Below are 24104 nucleotides of genomic sequence, written 5' to 3' on the forward strand. Positions count from 1 at the left end.
ATGAAATACATCAAACTTTTTACTCTGTATGTTTTTTTGATACTAGCAAGTATTGGACTATTTAATTGGTTTATCGACCCCTTTGCCATGTATTGGTCACCTCAGATTGAAGGCGTTAACCAAAAGAAACCTCAGGCTAGCAATAGAATACGTGTTACTAAGCCTTTTAGGCTAACGCAAGTGCAGCCACAAGTTCTAATTATGGGAAACTCTCGTACCGAACTCGGGCTCTCGCCAGAGCATGAAGTATTTGCAGATAAAAAGGTCTACAACCTTTCAATCGCCGGCGCTACGTTGCATTATCAAATTGATCATATTTTATATGCCATTCAAGAGGTTAATCAGCTAGAAACTATTATATTGGGTATCGATTTTTTTGATTTTTTAGTCAGCAAAGAAACAGGTCACCATAGTGAAAACCAGAGGCAGTACCAGCACAGGTTAGCCCCTTTTGCCAACTGGCAAAGCCAGAAGAAATATGGTGTTGAAATACTTTCATTGATTTATTCACTTGATGCTCTTTCATCTTCTGCAACAACTTTAATGAGTCAACAACTAGTCACTGACAATATTACAAATTTGGGTTTTAATGATGCGCAATCTTATGTGCGTATTATGAAAAATGAAGGAAAAATACCACTATTTGCACAAAAATTAGCGTTTATCGATAACAAGCTTCAAGAAAAGTCTTGGCAGCTAAGAATCAATAACAAAGATCATTACAGTCCCAAATTCGATAAGCTGAAAGAGCTTATCGTTGCAGCCAAGAACAATGGCATTGAACTAAAGTTATTTATCAATCCGTATCACTACTCATATTTGCATAAAATATCAGACAATGGATATTTCGATTTATATCTAAAGTGGAAAGAAATGCTAACAGTGTTTGTTAACGATAACCAAAATGAGCTACTACAAATAACTGACTTTAGTGGATTTAATGAATTCACCTTAGAACCAGAGAACTTTGAAGCACCTTTTAACAATATGAAATGGTTTTGGGAGCCTGCTCACTATAATCGAGAATTGGGCGATGTTATCCTTAACACCATCTATACTAACAGTACAGATAGCTTTGGAAAGCCGCTAACTACAGACACTATTGATAAGTTATTAGAAGACGAGAAGCTTGCGTTAAACAAAAGTTTAATAATGTGGCAAAACCTTCGTCGTAAGCTGTAACCTTTATGCCACCAATGGAATGAATTCATGAATTTTAATGCGCTTATGAAAACGATTACTTTATTTGTTACCACAATGCTGCTTGCCTGTGGTAGCGGTGGAAGTAATAAAGCCGCAAATCCCCCAGTATCAAATGCTCAAGAATACCAACTCTCCTTATCCATTGATGGCGGTGGTTTAGGGCGCGTTTATATAGAAGAACTAAATCAATATTGTTCAGTTGATTGTACGTTATCTTTACCTGAAAAAAGCTCTTTATCATTGGTTGCCGAGCCTGCAAATGCTGATTTTCAATTTTTATATTGGAGTGAAAATTGCGCTTATCTAGATAGAAAAAAGTGCACGTTAGAATTAAACCGAAATACCAATATTTCAGCTTTTTTTGAAGATAGTGCAAATACCCACAGGTTGACAATTCATGTTATTGGCGACGGAACTGTATCGATACCTACACTAAAAACCGAATGTACTAGTGAATGTACTTATTATGTTACCAGTGAACAAGTTTATAATTTAGTAGCAAAAAACTCTTCAAATAGTACGTTTTATGGCTGGAGCAATGATTGCCGTGATGCGGAGCAGTGCCCATTAACCGTTCGTGCCGATACAACAATAGAGGCAAAATTTAGCTCGCAACAACAGTCAGCTGGCGTGACAGTAAATGTTTATGGCGCGGGCTCTGTAACCATAAACAACCAACCAGAGCCCTGTGTTAACAGTTGTATTTATGAATTCGATATTGGTAGCAATATTTCCATTACTGCACAGCAAGACGAAAATAAGGTATTTTTAAACTGGTCTGGCGCTTGTGAAGGAGAAGAGGGTTCCTGCACTTTAGTAGTGAGCGATGATTTAACAGTCAATGCTTTTTATCAACAGCCCCCAGCGTCTAGCGACAATACATTTACCATTAAAGAGCCCTTGGGTAAAACGTCATTCAACATACCAATTCAAATTGCTCGCCCTTTTGTTGAAGGTGAAATAGCGACCTACCCTGTCGTTAAAATTGCCGGAAAATCAATAATTTCTCAAGCGTCGATTAAACAACGCCACCAAGATGGTTCAGTAAAACATGCCATCATTAATTTTGTTCTCGATCAGTTGCCAGCTAATGGAGAATTGGTTGCTTCCATTGAAAATGGTGTTCCACCGTCAGGTGATGCCTTAACAAAAGAAGAAATGTTAAGCGACAAATTTAGTTTTGACGCTATTCAGGAATATAGTTTTGCAAGTGGCCAAGTGAATACAATTTCCGCAAGAACTATGTTGAAAAACAATGACTACAGTACTTGGTTAGAAGGACCGGTTGCCACAACTATTGTATTAGCGGATCATTCACAAAATAGAGTTTACGATGTAGGTAGCGACAGTTATCGCTCAGTACGTCCTATGTTTCACGTAACGTTTTGGAAGGCACTAAATAAATATACGGTTAGGTATGTAAGTGAAAATACCAACACGATAGCCTTGCAAGATCAAAGTTACGACTTGCAGTTGTTAATTGGTCAGAACGCTCAAAGTGTTTACCAAAAAAGCCAAGTCCCTCATCAGGCGAGATCTATTTGGACTAAAAAGTATTCTACCTTTGAAAATCCCGTCTATAACCTAAACCATAATGTCCGTTACTTGGTGCAAACCAAGTCAGTTCCTTATTTTGATATTTCACGTGAAATTTCAGATACAGCCATTCAGGCATATTGGAATGTATGGCAAGGTAAAAATAAAGATCTATACGATAGTGGATTATGGCAATCTGCGATGGCGGTAGGCGGTGGCCGACCTGATATCGGCTTATATCCGTCCTGGGCGGTAAAATGGCTGTTTACTGGCGATTGGCGATTAACCGAAATAGCTTTGACCCAAGCTGATCTAGCCAGTGCATGGCCTATGCATTTAAGAGAAGGCAAAGCGGGTCTTAAGTTTGATTTAAATCAGAGTATAGATGCACAAGGTAAAATTGTTTCAATTGCTCCTGGGGCAAGACCTACACACTGGACAGAAAGACCTGATTGGCATGAAGTAAATGATGCTGACAAAATTATCCCAATTACCGAGCTCAGCCGCAGCAATTGGCGACCAGATACTGCCCATCACCCCGATATCTCTTCGTTGCAATTTTTATTAACTGGTGACAAATTTTACCTGGACCAAATGTTGTTTTCTGCTGCCTATGTTACAGGGAATAATAACGCTAAAGGATTTAATTCACGCCTTGGCAGAGGTCAAACCGGCTCTGAAGGTTTGCTGTATTCAGGCGAAGTCAGAGGCCAAGCATGGGCAATTAGAACACGTGTTCATACCTACGACATACTGCCTGATGATTGGCCTGAAAAAAGTTACTTTAATACTTTAAATGAAAATGCATTTGCCGCCTTTCAAGGATTGTTTGACTTACAAAATACGTATCCAAATAAGTCGGCCATTTATGAACATGCGAGAAACATAGTTGCTGACAGTGTATTTGTAAATTCAGGCCAACCGTCGCCCCTTGGTTTTTGGAATGAAGGAGTATCTAGCCCTGCCTATGTGAGTGATGATTATGTTGATACCGAACTTGTTAACCAAGCGATAGCCCCATGGATGCAAAACTTTGTGACCATTAGCTTAGGACGAGCACAAGAGCTGGGCTATGACACCCATAACCTAGTGCAGTATTCTAGCCGCTATCTAAATCAAGTGTTGCAAAACCCTGTATTGCCAAATCATATGTTTTCCGCATATATCACACCAACATTGAACCAAGACAATCAATGGTTTAATAGCGTTTCAGCTATAGCAAACACTTATCAAGATGGTTACCTTGAGTTAATTAATAATCGCTTGATTATGGGGCGTGACACTGAACATGGTTACTACAGTATAGGTATGGCCGCTGCTGCTTATGCTTATGACCGAGAAACACCAGTTCCTTGGCAATACATTATGCAAAATGTGTTGCATAAAACCATTTATGATAACAACCCGAAATGGGCAATTTTACCTAGAATAGAAGATTGATATTCACGTTCAGCACATTTTGCCAGTATAAGTATTATGATACTGGCAAAATGTAAACTGAAGATAGATTAGGCAAGTTATTGTTGCATCACAGCTTGGGCTCTACTGCCTTTAACTACCTCTAAAATAAGTTCAACCTGTTCATCGTTAAGGTTTTTCTTCCAACTTGCTTTTGCTTTTTTAGGGTCTTTGTTTACGCTATAAAAGGTGTCACTGTGCGAAGAGGTGCTTTCTTTGATAAAATCCGCACTTTGCTGATCAAAGCTTAAATCGAAAAATTTGAATATTTCCTTTGCACCTTCTAGAGGCTGGTCGCACAATTTATCGTAGGAAATAACCTTAACCCGTTCTTTAAACGCCTCAGCATCGATTAAGGCTTTTTCATTGTAAACAAGCCATTTATAAGCCAATTGTTCTACCGGACTATAATTGAGAACCTTCTCTAACTCATGGTGGTTGTTTTCACCGTGAATATCATAAAAACGCTTTAATTCTTGCTGAGCAACGTGGTTCATTTGGTTATCACAAAATTCCCCTGCGGAACTTCCTTTGATCACAGAGTTAATTTGGCCAAACACTGAACGAACAATAAATAATATTTTTAAATCATCCACTGCATGTAAAAACAAGTTCAAACGCCCCATCGATTCAATCGACTTAAACATCTGTTTAACGCGATCGTTTTGACGATATTTATCTTGAGGGATAATTAAATTAGCACCAGTAGCTTTTGTTGAAATAATCGATAATTGAAATAGCTTTTCCGCTATAAATGAACGGTAGTTTTTATTAAAAAATGGCCTTTTCCCCAAGCACTTTTCATGTGTATAAGGTAACCCTCTCACCAAACTACTAACAGCTTCAATGTCGTTATTTTTTATTTCAGTAGTTAACAGTTTTACTTCAGATAAGCGACTACAAAAAACACTGTCTGGCTCATGATTGTAAAAAACATCTGGGTGGCTATCTATAATTTTAGCAACCCACGTTGTTCCAGAGCGTGGCATGCCTAAACACATTAGTGGTGAACTCACAAATATCTCCTTATTCGACTATAGTTCGAAACCCTATACCATGGAATTGTACTTGATGATTTTGTCAAATGTAACGAAAAAAACAATGAAATCAAAACTGAAAACATCAAGTTAGATATTGTTTTTTCCTAAATCAAGTAACTAAATCTATGCTTAGGCAGCATACATAAATATATTGATTAGTAAGTAAAATCCAGTTTACAACTAGGTACTAGTGTACTCGTCATACCATAAAGCGATACACGTTCATTACGCTGCGTACCACAAATATCTAGCCCAAGCTCAAATTCGAAACCCTTGGGGACGGGTAACACATTATCATCAAGCGCAATGAAGTTTCCGCTGGCTGGATTTATATAACGGTTTTCTACTTCAGAGTTTAAAAGCATCGCTGAAACCACACTGCCAACATTGTTATGCTCAACAACAATTGCACCATTTTTTGCAAAAACTCTACCGTCATAAACGTTAAATAATAAGGTGGTGGAAGACTGTTCGAACGCAATATCCATACCTCGAGTCTTATACAATACATTGTTGTTTATAATGGAGTTTTTACCTTTGTTTACATATATACCTACATCATTTGGGCAATGGGCAATTAAGTTGTTTCTAATAGTTGAATCACTCTGTTCAACCGCACAACTACCGTCTCGGCAAAATTTATTGCCAGTGCCACCACCGCCAATTGAAATTCCAACACGCTGACCTCCAGAGAATAACCATTCGCAAAAGACCACATTGCGCTCTGCAACATTTCCCTGGCCATTGCCTTTAAAAAACATGGCATAACTTACATGGTCACCTTTAGCTTTGGTGAAATCTGAGATGAAGTTTTGTCTAACAAGCCAATCGTTGGCGGCAACAATATCAATCGCGGTAACAGGAGAAGCAGTTTTTCGAGCCCTGGAATAAATAAATGCATTGTGTTTAATAAGGCCTTTGTCAGGATAATCACCATTAGCCTGGTTCACTTTGATCGGGGAGTTAAAATCTAGAAACACGTTGTTTTCTATATGGGTATTACTACCTTGGCCAACGACATGCAGAGCGTGTTCACATTTATAATCTTGTTCACACACACCTCTAAACTGGATATTGCCAATACGCCAGTGAGGATGAGCAATTAATAGCCCTTCTTTTAGATCAAATTCAAAAGTAACATCGCCTATATGACTAGCCATGATAACAATTGGCTGACTAGGAGTTCCTGAATTTTTAGTATTTAAACTGTGCCCTGTAAATCGGTAGGTACCAGGTAACACATGGATAGTTTCACCCGCTTTTGCCTTGTTGAGCGCAGCAATCACTTCCTTTTCGCTATTTACGTACAAGGTATTGTTGTGGGTCGGACTCCATTGTATTGGCGCTTTAGGACCCACAGGTTTGTCAAACCAGAATTGAGCTGAAGGTACATTGGGATTTAACAGCTTTGTTTCTAGTAATTCAGATTGCCATTTTTTATAGGGTTTGATATTAACCGCTTCGCTAAAAGGCTTTTGAAAATAATACTGAAAAAATAAAGCGCCTGAACATGTCAGCAAAACTAAACATAGAATGAAATAAATGAATAATTTTGCTTTCATGCGGATCCTTTTATCACGATTTAAGTTTTTTGATCGTTTGAATTACTTCTTTATCCAATACCAATAACGTGACAGCATAAGTCACTGCACCAGCGATAATGGCAGATATTAATGTTACTAGACTGCTATCTCCCATAAAAGAGATAACTTGTAATGTGCAGACCACCATCAAAATGCCAGAAATAATAGGCTTAAAGATGGCCGCTAAAAAGTCTTGTACTTTAACGTTCAAATAGCCAAGGCTTCGTCCCATCATCCAGACAAAAAACAGTAAGTAAGCAATGCTCCAGGCTAATGCAGCCCCTGCTATTCCCCAGTTGACACCAACAGCAATGCTTGGTGGTATCAGCAAACATAATACAAATAGGTTCTTTGTATTAAATTTCGGATTACCAAGGCCAGCGATTGCCGAATGTGTCGCTAATTGGAAAATGCGAAATGGCATAGCTAACGCAAGTAACTGAAAAACAACCACCGCACCAAGCCATTTTTCACCTAATAAAATACCAATAATAAGCTCCGCTACTGCCGCCATTCCCCAAAAAATAGGGAAAACCAATATCGATAAAATTCGGTTACTTTGCACAAAATAATAAGCGACCGAGTTAGGTTCATTTTTTATTTGCGCATAACCTGAATAGCTAATTTGGTTTAACGTCGCAGCGGTCTTCTCCAGTGGTAAATTAGCAAGCTGGCTACCAACGGAATAGGTTCCAAGTGGAGCAATACCCAGTGCCTTACCAATAATAAAAGTGTCTGCTTTTAAGAAGATAAAATTCAACGTTCGATTAATAATGGTAAACATACCGAAGTTGAAATAGGTTCTAAAATCTGAAAAATCAAAGGTGATGGCGACTTTCTGTCTGACTTGCGCGTTAATTAATACGGCAAAAATTATCATGCTGAAAAAAGCCCCTAATGGAATCGACCAATACTGAAAGCCATTTAGTGCAAACGTTAAACTAATCGCGGCATTAGATAGTGCCATCACTAACTGGATCAAAGATAACGGTTTGAATTTCATGTCACGTTTTAAGATGCCAGAAGGAACCACTGTAAATGCAATGGTTAATACATTGACACTCAACAATTGCACAACTTGTTCAAGATTAGGTGCATCAAACCATTGGGCAACCGCGCCTGCGCTGCTAAAAATAATAATGAACAACAACAGGTTTACCAACAAGGAAATAGTAAACACTTGATTGCAAAGCTTGGTGTCATGTTCTTTCTTTTGCACAATAACATCAGAAAAACCGCTGATGCCAAGCGCCATGGCTAAACTAATAATAGCCGTTGCTAACTCGATGATCCCAAAATCATTTGGCGTTAAAATCCTGATAACAAAAAATGTCGAAATCCACGAGAATAGCTGCGATGCACCTTTAGCAAAAAGTGACCATTTAACGCCAGAAACAACTTGGCTTTTAATAGTTGACATTAAATGTTCTCAGAATTATCCAATACAGAAAAAACCGCATTAATATTGAATCGCTCGATATTAACTGACCAGTCAATTGAACCACTTTTAAAATTATATTTTACAATTCTTGTCGGTTCAGCATTGGCTGTACCAGCGCCTGTTTTTTCTTTTACCCAGCTTAGATAATCTGAGAATTTACTTGTTCTCATGCGACTAAAACCAACAATGGCTTCATCTTTGTTTAACATTAATAAACTGCGACACCAGCCTAAATTCTTTTTGTGTGGATTTTCAATCTGGTTTAAGTCTCGCTCCATTATTTTTTCGCCGCTGGCAATATTAAAACCAACGATAAAACCGTTAACCGTCGTGAAGTACACTTCATCTCCCAGAACATAGCCGTCATGGGGACCACCAACGGCGATATCAAACCTTTTATCAGTGACTAAACTAATGGCATCTTTCTGTTTAAAACGTGTGACAAAATACTCACCTTGATACTCAAAACAGAAGTTAGGATGCGACTCGTGAGGCTTTGTCGTTAGTACTTGACGATAGTCTTGCTCTTTTGAGAACTTATGCCAAATATCTTGGCCTAACACCGGATACTCTTTAAGTACATTGCCATCAAGATCCAATTCAAACACTGCATCTAAACCGGTCGCACAAACAAGCAATGAACCACTCTCGGTTAGCCTGGCATGATGTACATCATTAAAACATGGTAACGAGATACGATTTTTTAACTGATATGTTTTAATATCGTATAGCAGCACTTCTGTTTGTGTCGTTGCTACCAACATACCTTGTTGAATTTCTGCCGACTTAAACAAAACAGAACAATCAGGCATCGGTGGTCTGAATTCTTCTGGTGTAAAATAATTGATGACTTCTTTACACTCACCCGTTTTAACATCACACACTAAGGCTAGTGCACTTTGAAAACCAGTCCATTCATTTTTCGAAGAGCTCTTTTCAGCTCCTCCAGTAAGTAAAAGAGACGTTATACTCATGTCAGTTCCTGCTAGGAAATTTTTAAATCAAACACAGCTATCGAGTAGCTGTGCCAGCTCTTGTGTTCTTTCTCTGCGCTCTAATTTCTTGGTATCACGCACATAACGGATTTTTTCAGTAAAAGCACTTGCTAAAAATACTGCTATTTCTGTTGGTTCTTCAGAGCTTAATACTCCTGGGTACGCTTTCACTAAAACATCCGTTGCGCTGTTATTTGGCGTAATAACCACTATGGGTAAATCGGTATTAAGATACTCATATATTTTTCCGGGTATTTGATTATCAAAAACCTGCCCTTGAATCACCACCAAAACATCTGCATTAAGCATTGCCTGCAAACATTGTTGGTACGGCTGTTGAGGTTTAAACTCTACAGCCTGTGAAATTTCATATTGCTCAGCACGCACTTTATTAAATTGCTGATTGTGCGCACCGAGTAAATTCAACTTAACCTTGTCAAAATCGTTACCTAATTTAGCTTTAAGCAATTTCAATGCATCAAATAACACTTGAGGTTGCCTTCCTGTCTCGTACAGAGATCCCCCATGAAAAAGTACAAATTTGTCATTTTCTAAGGTTCTTGAAAGCGCTTCTAGGTTTTTGCTATCAAAGCCATTTTCAATAACTGCACTCTTTTCCAAAACCCTTTCGCCATAGATATCGGCATAAAGCGACAATGCATTGTTGGTAACAAAAACAAGCTTAGTTGCATTTTTAACCACTAATTTATCGAAAAATCGTGCTGCTTTAGACTTATGGTAAACCAGTTCATCGTAATAGCATTGAAGTGGATCGCGATAATCAGCTATCCAAGGCAATTTCGTTAATTTGTTTAATACATAACCAATAATGTGTGAAGTCATTACTGGATAAGTCGACCATAAACACTTTATGTCATATTGCTTGATTAAAGACATGGCTTTAGGCACAGCGGTAAAAGACCATCCCCAATAACGATCAGGCTTCTTAGTAAACTCAAAATGACGTCCACGAAACGCCAAATGTCTACTTGCATCTAAACAAAATGTTCTTTCTACAATAATGTCATTTTCAAGTTGATTACTATGATCAACAAAATCTCCATGAGTCGACTCATTCACGGTTAGTACCACAGGCTTCCAGCCAAAAGTTGACAGAAAGCGAGCAAACTTCAACGTACGCTCAACGCCAGATCCGCCCCTAGGAGGGAAATCAAACGCAATCATCAGAATATGTTGAGGTACCTTAGCCATATTTTTTACACGAATGTCTAACAAGTCTAAATGCAAAACGATAAACGTTTTTGTCCCATGGGGTAAAACGTGGAATAGCAAATCTGTTGCTATCAGGGCTAAAGTGCCCCCAGGTTGTACTAAACCCACTTTCGAACCCTAACTTCTTCAACATTGACTCATGTTTGCCGTTAAAATCTCGACCAACCATACCGTTAGGATAAGCAAAATGCTTGATACTACTATCGGTAATGTTTTCTAAAATTTCTTTGGATTTTTTGATTTCAGTAATGCAAACCTGCTCATCTTCAACCGCTAAAATAGGATGTGAATGGGTATGGGCGCCAATAATCATACCGGCATTGGCAATTGCTCTGATTTTATCTTCGGTTAAGAAATCGTAGTCAGTAAATTCCGTTTTACATTGCTCATTAAGTAAAGCGATAAACTGAGATCTTTCATGCAATTTCTTGTATTTACATTTAACAAGAATTTTTTCAAATGCGATGAGTTTACTTGCATCATCACCAATAAAAATTTCTTCGCCATCAATATGAATCGACTGTTGTTCAGTTAACAACAAGGCATTGGCAATTTTATCGTTCCACAAACCGCCTTGTTCAATACCTTCTGTTGTGATGAAAAATGCGCCTGGCAGTTTTAATTCATCCAATATAGGTGTAATAACTGAATAACAATCTTCATAGCCGTCATCAACGGTAAGTGCAATTGTGTAAGGTTTAAGCTCATCATTAACACGAGCATTTAATAGCTCATCGATCGAGACTACATTGAAGTGCTTTTTTAATAAACGCATTTTATCGCGAAACTCTAAAATGCCGACTTCTTCTTGCCCAAACAAGGAATTGTTATCTGAAACTCGATGGAAAGTAAGAATAGTAGCTCTTCCCAAAGACTTGTGGGAAACCGCTTTACTGAACACTCCAAACAGCCAACGCTCCAAATTTTGACTCATCTATTTACAATCCCTTATTTGGCGAATTGGGGTCGCTTCACGACCTTATTTGGGCTATCGACTACGCGATTAAGCAGTACATATGAGATACCAAACAATACAAACAATAAGTCGAAGTATATTAAACTTACAGATGCGCCGGTAATACCATAAGCCACAATGGAAACTGACATCAGGGTAGCTAATTTTTCAGCCCACTCTATTCCTTGTTCACGTGCTAGTTTTGCAATTTTTCTCAAGCGAAAGAAGAAACTACTTAAAATCAACAGTACAACAATTAAACCTAGGTAGCCTAAATCACCCAACGTTTGGAAGTAGATACTATGTGCCGCTTTAGGTTTAATCCTATCCTCCACTGGTGGCGTTTTTATCGGGCCAAAGTTGTCGATCTGGTGCTTATACGTCTCCCAAGCCAAAGGATCTTGAGTGGCGTAAAAGCCGTTACCAAAAAAGTTATCATTAGCAATTTTAGTGGAAATCTTCCAAGCCCATAATCGTCCAATAAATGATCTATCATCAGAAGATGCACTTTCAATGGTATTCATTCTCGACGTCCACTCACTCGGTGCAAACTGTACAGCAATGGGAACAGTAATAACAAAGAGCATTGACCAAATAAACTTACGATTTGATTTGAGGAAAAAGTACAAGGTTAAAATGGTTAAACCGATAAACCCACCACGAGAATAACTGCCTATAATCGCCACCAAATTTAAAATAAATAAGCCAATCAAACCTTGTTTAAGCAATTTATGTTTAGTTTGCCCTATTAGGTAAATAAGTAATGGTAAGCCCATATTTATTGCGACAACTAAGTCATTTCTATCACCCAACACGTGACCCGCATGACCTGCAACTCGGTGACCACCGCCTGACAAAATAAATTTAACAGCTTCCATCCCTGCATATGCCGAAATTGACAGCACAATAGCCCAAATCAAGGTATCGATGTGCAGTTTTTTCTCGATAATAAGAATAACCGCAATATAAAGTAGAAGAATCTTAGACACGTCAAAAAACTTTGACCAAACAAATTCCTTCAGTAGTGATTGGGTCGTTATTGTACTGATTAAGGCAATCACCCAAAATATGGCAATTAATACTGAAATGCCATCGAGCCGCAGTTTGGCTTTGTTCTTATAAAAGATATAACCAACAAAAGTAAGAATGGCGACGGTAAAGTTAATGCGTAAAGACGAGGAAAACCCCCAGGCCCAACCTGCAGGAAACGCCATGGCAACCCATATCCATGCACAAACACCGATAAAAGGCCTTCTTAGCGCAAAGAATACTAAAAAGACGAAAAGAATCAGAACGGCAATATCACGCATTGTTATCTAAACCTGTTTTTTTTGCGTCTTGAATGTTGATTATTATCTGAAGAGTCTGTTTCAGAGTCTTGTTTTACTGCCCAGTGAAACAAGTAAATCAAACATACGATATCAGCAATGTAAAATAACGAATCAATCACGCTATGACACCTTACTGATTACATATCGGAACTTGCCTGACTTTTCGGCTTCAATTTTCTCAACAACTTCCAGTTCAATTTCCACGTCATCACCTAAACGTTTTTTGAATCCCGTAATGATTTCTTCTTTTAGCGCGCTTGGTAACTCTTTTTCGGTTGGCACAATTTGAATACGAGTGAGTAACTTAGATTCTTGAATAATTTTAAATTCATTAATCCCCTGCAACTCACGTAACACGTAAATTAAGGCTAAACCATGCATAACGGTGCCGTCTTGGGCGACAACAAAATCTGTTGTTCTACCTTCAATATCCATCAAACAAGGTAGTCCTCGTCCACAGCTGCACGGCTGGGGATCTATTGCCGCGACATCGCCAGTACGGTAACGAATAAACGGAAAATCTGACGTAGCTAAATGCGTTACTACAATTTCCCCCTTTTCACCATCAGGGACAGGGTTGCCTTCTTTATCAATGATTTCAATAACAATATCTTCGGCACTGATATGCATTTTGCCGCCTGGGCATTGATGGGCAATAAAACCAGCATCGCGACCGCCATAACCATTAGCCACTGGTGCGCCAAATGTTGATTCGATGGTCTCACGTTGATAAGGATATAAACGCTCTGACGTAACAAAGACAACTTTAATGCCTAAGTCATCGAGCTTTATATTGTGCTCATCAGCCGTTTTCGCTATTAAACTAAACACAGAAGGGTAACCAAATAACATTTTTGGTTTTTGGTTTTTGATTTGCTCAATAAAGCCTAGCAGTTTGCTTTCGTCCATATCGAATGCGGGCACAAGTGTAGAACGAAACAACTTATCTCGTATCAATCTGACCTTATCCTGCGCACCAAGCTCAATCGGCGAGCCCCAAGCAACTATTTCAGTATCACCAATATCGACGTCCCACCAGCGAGTTGCACGCCATTTTTCAGCAACATCATGACTGACTCGTTCATTGCCCAATAAAAAGGTTAACGGTGTTCCACTCGAGCCGCCTGTCGTAAAGGGACTAGTAGGACCAGCACAGTTTGACTTCATTGATTCAAAGTTTTGTTTGATGGTTGCTTTATCTAAAAAAGGCAGCTGCTGCAAATCTTCAACTGATTGAATAGCATCTGGCGATAAGCCAAGTGAACTAAATACCCCTTGGTAATAAGGCACGTGTTTAACGGCATTAGCAATAAAAGATTGTAAACGCTGCTGCTGCCGCGCTAACAGCTCATCTTTAGACAACCATTGAGATTGCTCCAGCGACTTTTTAATCGCAACCGTGTCATGCTTCTTCAGTTTTTCATGAAGCGGAAATAAGAATGAACTGACTAGTTTTGTATACATCGTGTGATTCCAGTTACCTTGAGCTTCGCATGGCCTGCTGATAATGCTCGTTTAATAGCTTCCATACATTTTGCCAGTAAAATTTACTTACCGTTTGTTGCCCATTTTCTTTTATTTGCTGACAGAACTCTTCATTTTCTAATAGCTTAAAAATACCATTAGCGATAAGGGTTGGCTGCTTGGGTTCCACCAGAATAGCATCATGTTCGTGAGTCACCAACTTAGGGATGCCTCCAACGTTTGAAGAAACAACTGGCGTACCACATGCCAAAGACTCAATAATTGAGTTTGGTGAATTATCAACAACGCTGGTATTTACCATTATGTCTGCGCTGCGGTATAGCTCAGCTATTTCTGTTGGGGACAGGCGACCAACAAATTTAACATGTTCTTTAATTTGTAGTGTATTTACTAAAGCTTCTAAGCTGCTTAACTCTGGCCCCGTTCCCGCTACAGAAAGCGTCGCTTTAGGATATTGCTGATGCACTTGAGCAAATGCACGAACAGCGGTTTCTACATCATAAATTTCTTCTAAATTTCGAGTAACAATAATGTGCGGAGCGTCGACAGAAAACGCTTTATTTGAAGGGTAAAAATTCTGTTGATCAAGCACATTAGGCACGATTTCGGCTTTACATTGAAATTGTGCAAACACTTCTTCCAAAAACACTGAAGGCACTAACACTTTTTGGCAACGGCTCATGCTAGGTTTTACCCAACGCCAAGATGCTTCAAAAAAGGTTTGTGCATAACCACCTCGATAATTGAGTACCACTGGCTTATTCAACAATCTCGCGATCCAAATAGCGGGTGCTGCAAACAAATGCCAAGACCAGCCTGAGTTTGCCATAATATGCACCACTTGGGTTTTACGTAGCTCTTTAAATAGTGAAAAAAAGTACTGAATTAACCTAAAACCAGCACGAACCACAGGGACCTTTTCAATAAAGCGTGGAAAATACGGTGGGTTTACCTGAACAACATTTACCTCAAGCCCTTCACCACGTAAAAACTCAGCTAGCTTTCTTGTTTGATTCGCCATGCCTCCTGCAGGAGGTGGTAAAGGCCCAACGATTGTGACGTGTTTTAATTCATCCACTGTACTAACGTCCAATTAGTTTATTGTATAAGGGTAAATAGTTCTCAACACTAACACGCCAATTTCTCACTTGCTCTACAAATCGTCTACCGTTAGCAATGATTGAAGGCCAATTTTCGTGGTCTCCCAGCGCCTGTATAATTTTGTTCGCTAGCTCATCAACGTTGTCAGCTTTAAATAAATAGCCGGTTTCTTTATCTTTAATCAGTTCATGATGACCACCAACATCCGACGCCATTAACAATTTACCCTGCGCCATAGCTTCTAGTGGTTTTAACGGTGTTACCAGTTCTGTAAGTCGCATTGATTTTCTTGGGTACACTAACAGATCCACCAAGCTGTAGTACTTGCCTACAACCTCATGTGGTACGCGGCCAGTAAAAGTTACGTGCTTTTCTAGAGATAAACTACTCACTAATACTTTTAAATTATTTTCTTGAGGACCACCGCCAACTAATAACAAATGAACGTCAGGTCTATCTTTAACTACTTTAGCTAATGCTTTAATGGTTAAATCGATGCCTTCGTAGGCATAAAACGACCCTAAAAATCCTAACACGGTTTTACCTTGAAGCTGTAAAGACGCCTCTAAATCAGTATCTTTTTCAGTGATTACATCAAAGTGCTCAATGTTTACTGCATTGGGTATTACGGTAAATTTAGACTCTGGAAAACCTCTAGAAATCAAATCACCACGAAGTCCCTCACAGATGGTAGTGACAGCGTTAGCATTTTTAACCACATAATTTTCAAGTGATTGCGTCATTTTGTAGCGCAAGTCACCTTCTTTACATGTACCGTGGTCAACGGCTGCGTCTTCCCAAAATGCTCTAATTTCATAGACTACAGGTAAACCAGACTTCTTACCCGCTTGCAAAGCCGCTATGCCATTAAGTGCTGGCGAATGAGCATGAATAATATCTGGTTTCTCAATTTCAATGGCTTCGAGAATACGTTCTGTCATTGGCTGAATATTGGCAAACTGATGTAATACGGGCAATTTGCTCATTAAGCCACTCGGGGGTGCAGAGCGATAAAATGTTAGGCCGTCAACCTCTTCAATTTCTTTTTCATCGTTACCATGTTTTGGGCTGGTAACATGACAAGTTTCAATGCCCAAAGCATGTTGTTGCTTCAATATTGAGCGAGAACGAAAAGTATAACCACTATGCAACGGGATTGAGTGATCAAATACATGCAAAACTTTCATAGGACTACCTTAGCGATTGACGATAAAACGAAGCAAACATCAGCAATGTCCACAATGGAGCGCTATATTCCTTGCGGCCTGACTGGTGATCGTCAATCCACTGTCTGATTGTATTCATGTTAAACAAGCCCGACTCTCGCATTTCCTGACTTAACAAGGCGTCTTTTAGTTTGTCTTTCAACGGGCCTCTAAACCAATCCGCTAGTGGTACTCTAAAGCCCATTTTTTTGCGGTAAAGCACGTCATGCGGTAAATGCGGTTCCATTGCTTTTTTCAGTATATATTTGCCTTGTCCATTTTTAAGTTTCAAGGAGGTAGGGACTTTTGCCGTCCATTCGACAAATTCATGATCTAAAAATGGCACCCTAACTTCTAGGCTGTGCGCCATACTCGCGCGATCAACTTTAGTTAGAATGTCACCAACAAGGTAAGTTTTTAAATCTAAATATTGAATTAACGATAATGGGTCATGACCATCAAAATTTGCTTCGTGCTCACGAAATACTTGCAATGCAGAGTAACCGTTGAGTGAATTGAGTACTTTGTCAGAAAACAACGCTTTGCGCTGTTCATTATTTAAAATAGAAACACCATGGAAGTATCCTTCCGTAGTGTCCATCGCTAATGATTGAAAGGTCGTTTTTGCTCTTAAAAATTGTGGTGCCCAATCTAGTTTTGGATACAACTTACCAAGAGGTTTGAAAATAAGTTTACGCACTGACTCTGGGATAGCATTTCGCACTTTTTCTTCATTCATCATCAGTGCATAACGTCTATAACCCGCCAGAAGTTCATCAGCACCATCGCCTGACAAACATACCGTTACTTTTTCTTTTGCTAACTGACACACTCGATAAGTAGGCATAGCTGAACTATCGGCGTATGGCTCGTCGTATAAACCTGCAAGTTCATCTAATAAATCAAAGTCATCACTGGCAACAGTACGCTCTTCATGGTCTGTGTTGTAACGCTTTGCCACCATTTGGGCAAATTCTGTTTCGTTATAGTCTTTTACATCAAATCCGATTGAACACGTTTTTACACTTTTATCGCTCAGCTGCGACATCATGGCAACAACGGCACTAGAATCTACTCCGCCAGATAAGAAAGAGCCAAGCGGTACTTCCGCCATCATATGACTGTCGATAGCTTTTTTCATTTCAGCAACAAGTTGTTGTTCATATTCCTGTTCAGACAACTCTTCTTGGTGAGCGTAACTAACATCCCAGTACTGATAAGGTGCAATTTCCACCTTGGTTAAGTCAAGCAACATGGCATGACCTGGGTTTAGCTTAGTTACTGAGTGATATATAGTTTTAGGCTCGGCAACATAACCAAAGGCAAAATACTGTTCCAATGCTTTTGGATCGATAGTTTTGTCTAATCCAGGCAACAACTTAATACTTTTAAGTTCAGAGGCAAAATACAATACATCATCAATGATGCTGTAAAACAAAGGCTTAATGCCTAATCGATCACGGGTGATGAAAACTTGTTTTTGCTGTTTATCCCACAATACGTAAGAGAACATCCCTCTAAGTTTTTCAACACTTTTAGCGCCCCAGGCGACATAAGCTTGCAAAATTACTTCGGTATCAGAATGCGTTTTAAAAGTGTGACCTAGTTGCTCAAGCTCTTGGCGTACTTCTTGGAAGTTATAAATTTCGCCATTGAAAATTAAAACAAACTGCTCATCTTCCGTCGACATAGGTTGTTGACCCGAAGAGAGATCAATAATCGAAAGGCGTCGATGCGCTAATCCAACATATTCGTCAACATAGGTATCACCTTCATCTGGTCCTCGATGAAATTGCGCTTGATTCATTTTGTCTAGCACACCGTCTGCTACGGCTGCATTGTTAGCGAGCTTGATATAGCCCGTAATACCACACATTATGCTTTGTCCTTCTTCAAAATTTGCTGGTAGCAATCAAGATATGCATCAACCATGTTTTTCTCGTCAAACTTAGTTAGCACTTTCTCACGAGCCGCTTTACCATGCGTCGTTTTAAGATCATCGTTTTCAATATAGTTGCGCATCGCTTGTGCTAATTGCGCAGCATTTTTATTCTCAACTAAATAGCCGTCAACATCAGGTGTTATTACTTGTGGAATGCCACCTACTGCCGTTGATATGACAGGTGTTGAACCAGACATCGCTTCTAAAATCGTCATAGGGATACCTTCAGCAATTGATGAAAGTACAAATACATCACTTTGACTTATCAATTGCGCGATATCATTTCTCGCACCTAAAAAAGTCACTTTCTCGCCCAATCCTTTGGCTTGCATTGACTGGTGTAGCTGTTCCTTCAATGGGCCATCACCCACTATAGTTAACTGCCAGTTGGCGTTTAAGCCACTATTATTTGATAATATTTCACAGGCCTGTAATAAGTTTTCATGGTCTTTTATCGGTGACAATCTAGCAACATTGATAAATCTTACTTGATCACTTGAGGATTTTGGTAAGTTAAATAGATCAGTGTTAATGCCATTGGTAATTAAGGTGACTTTGTTGTCTTTAATTCCAACTGTTGTTTTTAACCACTGGTAAAGCTCGTCACTAACGGCTATATACCGATGGATAAAATTGGATATTAACTTTCTTAAGAAGTTATGTTTCTTGTTTAATCCTTGAGGATCACCAATATCTCGGCCGTGCTCAGCATGCACTCGCCCTTTAACCCCAGCTAACATCGCGACAAACTGATATTCTATGGTCGACAAGTTATAACTGTGTAAGACATCAATATTGAGTTGCCGAAATAACTTAAATAGGCGTAGATGTAAGCCCCAGTCATTACCTGGTTTTTTATGCATACAATGAATTTCAATCGGTTTTAATAAACCTTGCTGCGAAAAGTCATTGGCATCAGTTAAAGAGACAATAACATGTTCATACTCTTCGTTTGTCTCCTGCATACGCTTAATCGTATTGAGCATGACTCTTTCTAAGCCACCGATATCAAGCTGCAATATCAAATGAGCAATTCGAATGCGAGGTTTAGTCACGATTAACATCCAATTGTTCAATCATGTTTTCCAAAGTCTCTAACATCACTTTTTTATCAACTGATTTGTTGGTTTGTAATAACTCAGATACGGCGAAGATATAGCTGTTGTTAGCCTGACCAGATAAGGTATTTATCACTTGAAACACTTTAGCCTTTAAATTCGAACCAGTACTGAAATTACCCAATTGATAAAGATACATATAAGCACGTTCTTGACCTCGAGTATTTCTGAGTAGCAAATAAGTGACTTGTTTATCGTTAGACTCAAATACTTCTTTAGTGATTACGGTCCAACTTTCATGATCGTGCAACTTGTTATCGAACGAAATAAGCTCGCCTTGATTTTGTTTATTTGCATATTTGGCTGCAAATAACTCAATTTGACCAAAATATATGTGTGATTGCGCTAATGAGGCGTTAAATTTAATGCCCCAATTGCTATTATCTATTGTTTCACCCTCTAGTAATGCTTGAGGTGTATTAGGCACTGTGGAAACGTGCTGCTGTTTAAGGAAGCCAAATGATAGCAAACATATTAGTACCGCGATCATGGGTAACACAGCATTAAAAGGTGAGGAGCTAGTAATGCCTTGTGAAGATTTTTCTGGCTCAGGATCAGCAAATTTTCCACCTAACCAAAACATTAACATAATCACTAAACCAAAGAATAACCAGCCGTAAACTAAATGGTCAGCGCCAGTTGCGTACTTCATATCTGAATAGTGAGCAATAATGACAATTAAATATGCCCTTATCCCATTAGCGATTATTGGTAACACCACGGCAAAAAGGGTAAAAATCACCTGCTTTTTGAACTTGGTATAGCTCAAATACGCAAATAAAGAACCAACAGCCGCAGACGCAATTAAATAGCGAATACCAGAACAGGCAACAGCTACTTCAAACAATCCCGTAGGCGTTTGAATATAAAGTCCATCACGGAAAACAGGAATACCGGTTAGTTGTAAAAAGAAAACGGTAAACCAGGCGGTAACATCTTGAAGCCAAGGGATTAAGTTTTCTCCCATGGGCACTAGGAACAGTAAATAAGCTAGCGGAAATTTATAGTGCCAAGCTAGTTTATCTCCGATACACAACCAAACAACGGCAATTAAACTGATCACTGCAGATAACTGACTAATCACTGCAACGTCAGCAATTGAAGCTACCACACCAAGTAGTACTGACCCCAATAAAACGATAGCAGCTAACCAACTAGTAGAGATGTCGGAATTGAGTAGTACTTGACGGTCTCGCCAAATTAACCAGCAAGATAGGGGTAAAATGAAATAACCATGCGCAAAAGTATCTGAACGGCGCCAAATACTTTCCATACCAATGATTGCTGGCCAATATAAACTTAACCAAGCAACTATTAGCACACCAAAATACAGCAAAAACTTTCCATTTGTCACACGCATCTTGCTTATCCTACTTATTTTGGTATGAAATACTTATTCACATCAGATAAAATTGCTTGCCAAGTAAAGTGCTCAGTTATCCACTGACGATTATTTGAATCGAAAGTATTTGATAATAATCTGAGACAGGCATCGGTAAACTGTGCAGCGTCGTCAGTCACAACAACGGTGTCGTTTGCTGGCGCGTTTATTCCTTCCATTGCCATTGTCGTGCAGACAACAGCTTTATTTAACGACATTGCTTCAAGAACTTTATTTTGGATGCCTCTAGCAATCTGCATTGGCGCGACCACACAACGAGCATTAACGATGTATGGGCGAATATCATGCACTCGGCCAGTGACAACAATCCCCTCTAGTTCCGCTAATTGTTTTACTTCATTAGAAGGGTTGCCACCAACAATATAAAACAGACAATCAGGAGACGCTTTTTTAATTGCTGGCCAACAATGTTTAGCAAACCACACGACCGATTCTACATTGGCCCAATAATCCATCGCACCGGTAAACGCAATATAAGGAGCTTCCGGTGTATCTTCGGGGTCCATTTGTGCTTGAGGGTCAAAAAATTCAATATCGACACCATTTAACAAGCCATGAATTTTTTCGTGCACCTCATAAGGCTGCAGTGACTTAAACATTTCTGCTTCATCAGGGGACACAAACAAGCTATGTTGAAATTGCTGTGCTATTTGTGCTTCATATTGGGCAAGTTTGATAAATTCTCGATGAAACACCCACTTGGCAATACCTGTTTTCTTCTCGGCATATTGACGCCATTTATCTGAATCGATATCAACAAAATCAATGACCTTTATCGCGTTGTTAAATTCGTCAGCATCGCAATACTGTGCCATTGATGATGAATAGATAAAGATCTTTTTGATTTGATTTGAGTGATATGTGCGCCTTACCCAATGCATCATTTCTCTGCTTGCATAATAAGGTAAAGTGATCGCTTTGCCTGTTACAAAGGCTTGCATACCTTTTATTTTTGCTAACGTTTTGTTTTGATCTAACGCGCATACGCTTGCGCAATACTCCTCTAGAGTAGAAACGTATTGCTTATCAAAAGGATCATCGATAAAACACGCTAAATGCACATCATAAATTTCACTCAATTTCTTTAGAATATTGAATGAGCGGATCTTATCACCTTTATTTGGTGGATACGGAATACGATGACATAAAAACAGTAACGGCTCTTTACTCATAGCAACTATCCCAAATACTTAGATAAAAATGGACCAATCATTTGACTGATCGATAGAGGAAGTTTTTGCCACAAGTTAATAAACATTTTGTACTTGGGATTATTTGGGCTCAAATTAGGCAATTCAGTTGCCTTAACCAAATGATAATAATAATGCAATGGCTCTGGCTCCATGCCCCAATTTTTTTTGTATTTATAAGGACCGCTATCATTTTTACTGCGGCCAAAATCATACCAATTACAGCCCTTTTCTCTCGCATGACACATGACTTGGTAATACATAAAGTCAGCACTTTTAATATGGCGAGCATCGGCATTACCACCGCCATAATAAGGCAATACTTGGTCTTTGAAATAGAAATTCATCACTGCATTGGACGGCTGACCATTGGCATCCTTAATCAGCAAAATGTCAGAGCTTTCAGAAAAAGTATGTACTAACTCACTAAAATATTTCTTGCTGAAAATTGGTGTGCCCAAATTTCTATAGCTTTCAGAAAGCAACTGATAGAAAACATCAATTTCTTGTGAAAACTCGTATTGCAAATCGTTTTGTAGAGAATGTCGAATAACCGCACGCTGTTTTTTCTTCACTTTGGCAAGAATTTGCTCACTGTCTTCTGCTATTTCACAGCCAAAAGTTGCATGGGCTTGTTTTAACAACATACCATTATCTTGCGCATGTCGATAACGTAGTTCTAAATAATCAACTTGAAGTTGTTCACTGATTTCTTTAGCCCGCGCTTCTAGCTGGCGCAGAATGTCATCACTGTCAGCAATGGCACCGCCGTATACACAAAATGGTGTTGAAACCAATGCATGGCCAAATAAGGCACTTTTCACTTCGACAAGTGGCAAAACACCACAAACACCAGTATCACCTTGTGCCATTAAATAATAACAAGCATGACCAAAACTATTTTCAATGACGGTTTGCCAACCAGCTAAATGAAAAAAGCTTCCATTTTGGTGTTGTTCAACATATTCATTCCAAACTTGGTGCTGTGCAGCATTTATTATTGTAATTGTTACACTCAAGATATCGTCCCTCGTTATCTTACGGCTTGTTATTTAGATAAACATTTTCCATCGTACTCCAGCTGTAATCTTTTAATAGATTTTCTATTTTGCCTTCCATACGAGATAGGTTGATGTAATGTCTGAGCTTAGATTTTAAAGAAGCCCCTTTAACCCTGGGTTGATTAGCATCGATTTCCCAAGGATGAAAATAAAAGCTATATGGTTGCTTTTCTTGCGCTAAGAAAGTATCGATACGCTTCTTTGATAAGAAATAAGGATACAATCTAAAGTAGCCACCACCACCAATACCCACATTACGATCATTTTTTCTAATAGTAGGGATAGGAATTTCCCATAAACCCTCGTCACGCCAGTATTTAAAGCGTGGCCAATCTGGCGTGCCATATAAGTCGTGCTCAATGGGGTAAGTACTCGAACTGTATTTCAAACCAAGTTCTGCTAACAACTCAAACGCCCATTCGTTTGATTTATTAATTGAGAAACTTGGCGCTCGATAACCTAACACCTTTTTACCCGATGCTTGTTCTAACAAGTCCAAGCTAGTCGTAATATCATCTTTTAATTGTTCACGTGTCTGGGTAGAAGCTCGTCTATGATTTGTGCCGTGACTTGCAACTTCGTGCCCTGCATCAGCAATCGATTTTATTAAGTCAGGAAACGCGCGTGCTACCCAACCCAAAATAAAAAAAGTTGCTTTGGTATCATATTGAGCAAAAAGATCGATAAGACGTTTAGTGTTATAGTCAACTGTCGGTTTACAACTCGACCAATCCTCAGGTTTAATCACACCATCAAAAGCGGATACGTGAAAATAGTCTTCTACGTCAACCGTCATCGCGTTAACAATTTTTGCGTCTGTCATTA

The 24104-nt window shown here is 39.0% G+C and carries 19 protein-coding genes; 2 read left to right on the forward strand and 17 right to left on the reverse strand.

Annotation, left to right across the window (positions count from 1 at the left end):
- Positions 1-1182, forward strand: coding sequence for a hypothetical protein (locus IE199_RS15080; RefSeq protein WP_189772140.1), 1182 nt, complete (start codon positions 1-3; stop codon positions 1180-1182).
- A gap of 27 nt (positions 1183-1209) precedes the next feature.
- The gene (locus IE199_RS15085; protein WP_189772142.1) at positions 1210-4179 is read left to right on the forward strand and encodes an InlB B-repeat-containing protein; all 2970 of its coding nucleotides are present in this window, start codon (positions 1210-1212) and stop codon (positions 4177-4179) included.
- Between the two features lie 77 nt (positions 4180-4256).
- On the opposite strand, the gene IE199_RS15090 is transcribed toward IE199_RS15085, so the two are convergent.
- The 17 genes from IE199_RS15090 to IE199_RS15165 form a co-directional block, all read right to left on the reverse strand.
- A complete protein-coding gene (locus tag IE199_RS15090) occupies positions 4257-5213 on the reverse strand; it encodes a sulfotransferase (protein ID WP_189772144.1) in 957 nt (318 codons plus the stop codon).
- Positions 5214-5392: 179 nt separating this feature from the next.
- Entirely contained in the window at positions 5393-6799 is a 1407-nt protein-coding gene (locus IE199_RS15095) for a chondroitinase-B domain-containing protein (RefSeq protein ID WP_189772146.1), read from the reverse strand.
- A 13-nt stretch (positions 6800-6812) separates the two neighbouring features.
- The gene (locus IE199_RS15100; protein WP_189772147.1) at positions 6813-8240 is read right to left on the reverse strand and encodes a lipopolysaccharide biosynthesis protein; all 1428 of its coding nucleotides are present in this window, start codon (positions 8238-8240) and stop codon (positions 6813-6815) included.
- Complete coding sequence (locus IE199_RS15105) at positions 8240-9235, reverse strand: hypothetical protein (protein ID WP_189772150.1); 996 nt, start codon at positions 9233-9235, stop codon at positions 8240-8242. Before IE199_RS15105 ends, IE199_RS15100 begins: the two co-directional genes overlap by 1 nt.
- Positions 9236-9262: 27 nt before the next feature.
- Entirely contained in the window at positions 9263-10468 is a 1206-nt protein-coding gene (locus tag IE199_RS15110) for a glycosyltransferase (RefSeq protein ID WP_189772152.1), read from the reverse strand.
- Positions 10461-11423, reverse strand: coding sequence for a polysaccharide deacetylase family protein (locus IE199_RS15115; protein WP_189772154.1), 963 nt, complete (start codon positions 11421-11423; stop codon positions 10461-10463). Before IE199_RS15115 ends, IE199_RS15110 begins: the two co-directional genes overlap by 8 nt.
- Before the next feature lie 14 nt (positions 11424-11437).
- Positions 11438-12754, reverse strand: a complete 1317-nt coding sequence (locus IE199_RS15120) for a putative O-glycosylation ligase, exosortase A system-associated (protein WP_189772156.1) — start codon at positions 12752-12754, stop codon at positions 11438-11440.
- Between the two features lie 2 nt (positions 12755-12756).
- Positions 12757-12894 carry a hypothetical protein gene (locus IE199_RS21960; RefSeq protein ID WP_229854755.1) on the reverse strand — a complete coding sequence of 46 codons (138 nt, stop codon included), beginning with the start codon at positions 12892-12894 and terminating at the stop codon, positions 12757-12759.
- Between the two features lies 1 nt (position 12895).
- Entirely contained in the window at positions 12896-14239 is a 1344-nt protein-coding gene (locus IE199_RS15125; RefSeq protein WP_189772158.1) for a phenylacetate--CoA ligase family protein, read from the reverse strand.
- Between the two features lie 13 nt (positions 14240-14252).
- Complete coding sequence (locus tag IE199_RS15130) at positions 14253-15338, reverse strand: glycosyltransferase family 4 protein (RefSeq protein ID WP_229854756.1); 1086 nt, start codon at positions 15336-15338, stop codon at positions 14253-14255.
- Positions 15339-15342: 4 nt separating this feature from the next.
- The gene (locus tag IE199_RS15135) at positions 15343-16548 is read right to left on the reverse strand and encodes a TIGR04063 family PEP-CTERM/XrtA system glycosyltransferase (RefSeq protein WP_189772160.1); all 1206 of its coding nucleotides are present in this window, start codon (positions 16546-16548) and stop codon (positions 15343-15345) included.
- 4 nt (positions 16549-16552) lie between these two features.
- Positions 16553-18442 (reverse strand): XrtA/PEP-CTERM system amidotransferase, encoded by a 1890-nt coding sequence (locus IE199_RS15140; RefSeq protein ID WP_189772162.1) that lies wholly within the window; start codon positions 18440-18442, stop codon positions 16553-16555.
- On the reverse strand, positions 18442-19563 hold the full coding sequence (locus IE199_RS15145) for a TIGR03088 family PEP-CTERM/XrtA system glycosyltransferase (RefSeq protein ID WP_189772164.1): 1122 nt from the start codon (positions 19561-19563) through the stop codon (positions 18442-18444). The genes IE199_RS15140 and IE199_RS15145 overlap by 1 nt, the downstream gene beginning before the upstream one ends.
- Complete coding sequence (gene xrtA / locus IE199_RS15150) at positions 19556-20986, reverse strand: exosortase A (protein WP_189772166.1); 1431 nt, start codon at positions 20984-20986, stop codon at positions 19556-19558. Before xrtA ends, IE199_RS15145 begins: the two co-directional genes overlap by 8 nt.
- Positions 20987-21000: 14 nt before the next feature.
- Positions 21001-22200 (reverse strand): TIGR03087 family PEP-CTERM/XrtA system glycosyltransferase, encoded by a 1200-nt coding sequence (locus IE199_RS15155; RefSeq protein WP_189772168.1) that lies wholly within the window; start codon positions 22198-22200, stop codon positions 21001-21003.
- A 5-nt stretch (positions 22201-22205) separates the two neighbouring features.
- Positions 22206-23237: a FemAB family XrtA/PEP-CTERM system-associated protein gene (locus IE199_RS15160; RefSeq protein ID WP_189772170.1), complete on the reverse strand. Its 1032-nt coding sequence runs from the start codon at positions 23235-23237 to the stop codon at positions 22206-22208.
- 19 nt (positions 23238-23256) lie between these two features.
- Positions 23257-24102 (reverse strand): XrtA system polysaccharide deacetylase, encoded by an 846-nt coding sequence (locus tag IE199_RS15165; protein WP_189772172.1) that lies wholly within the window; start codon positions 24100-24102, stop codon positions 23257-23259.
- Positions 24103-24104 lie beyond the last annotated feature (2 nt).

Origin of the sequence: Thalassotalea marina (assembly GCF_014656435.1) — a bacterium.
GTDB lineage: Bacteria > Pseudomonadota > Gammaproteobacteria > Enterobacterales > Alteromonadaceae > Thalassotalea_C > Thalassotalea_C marina.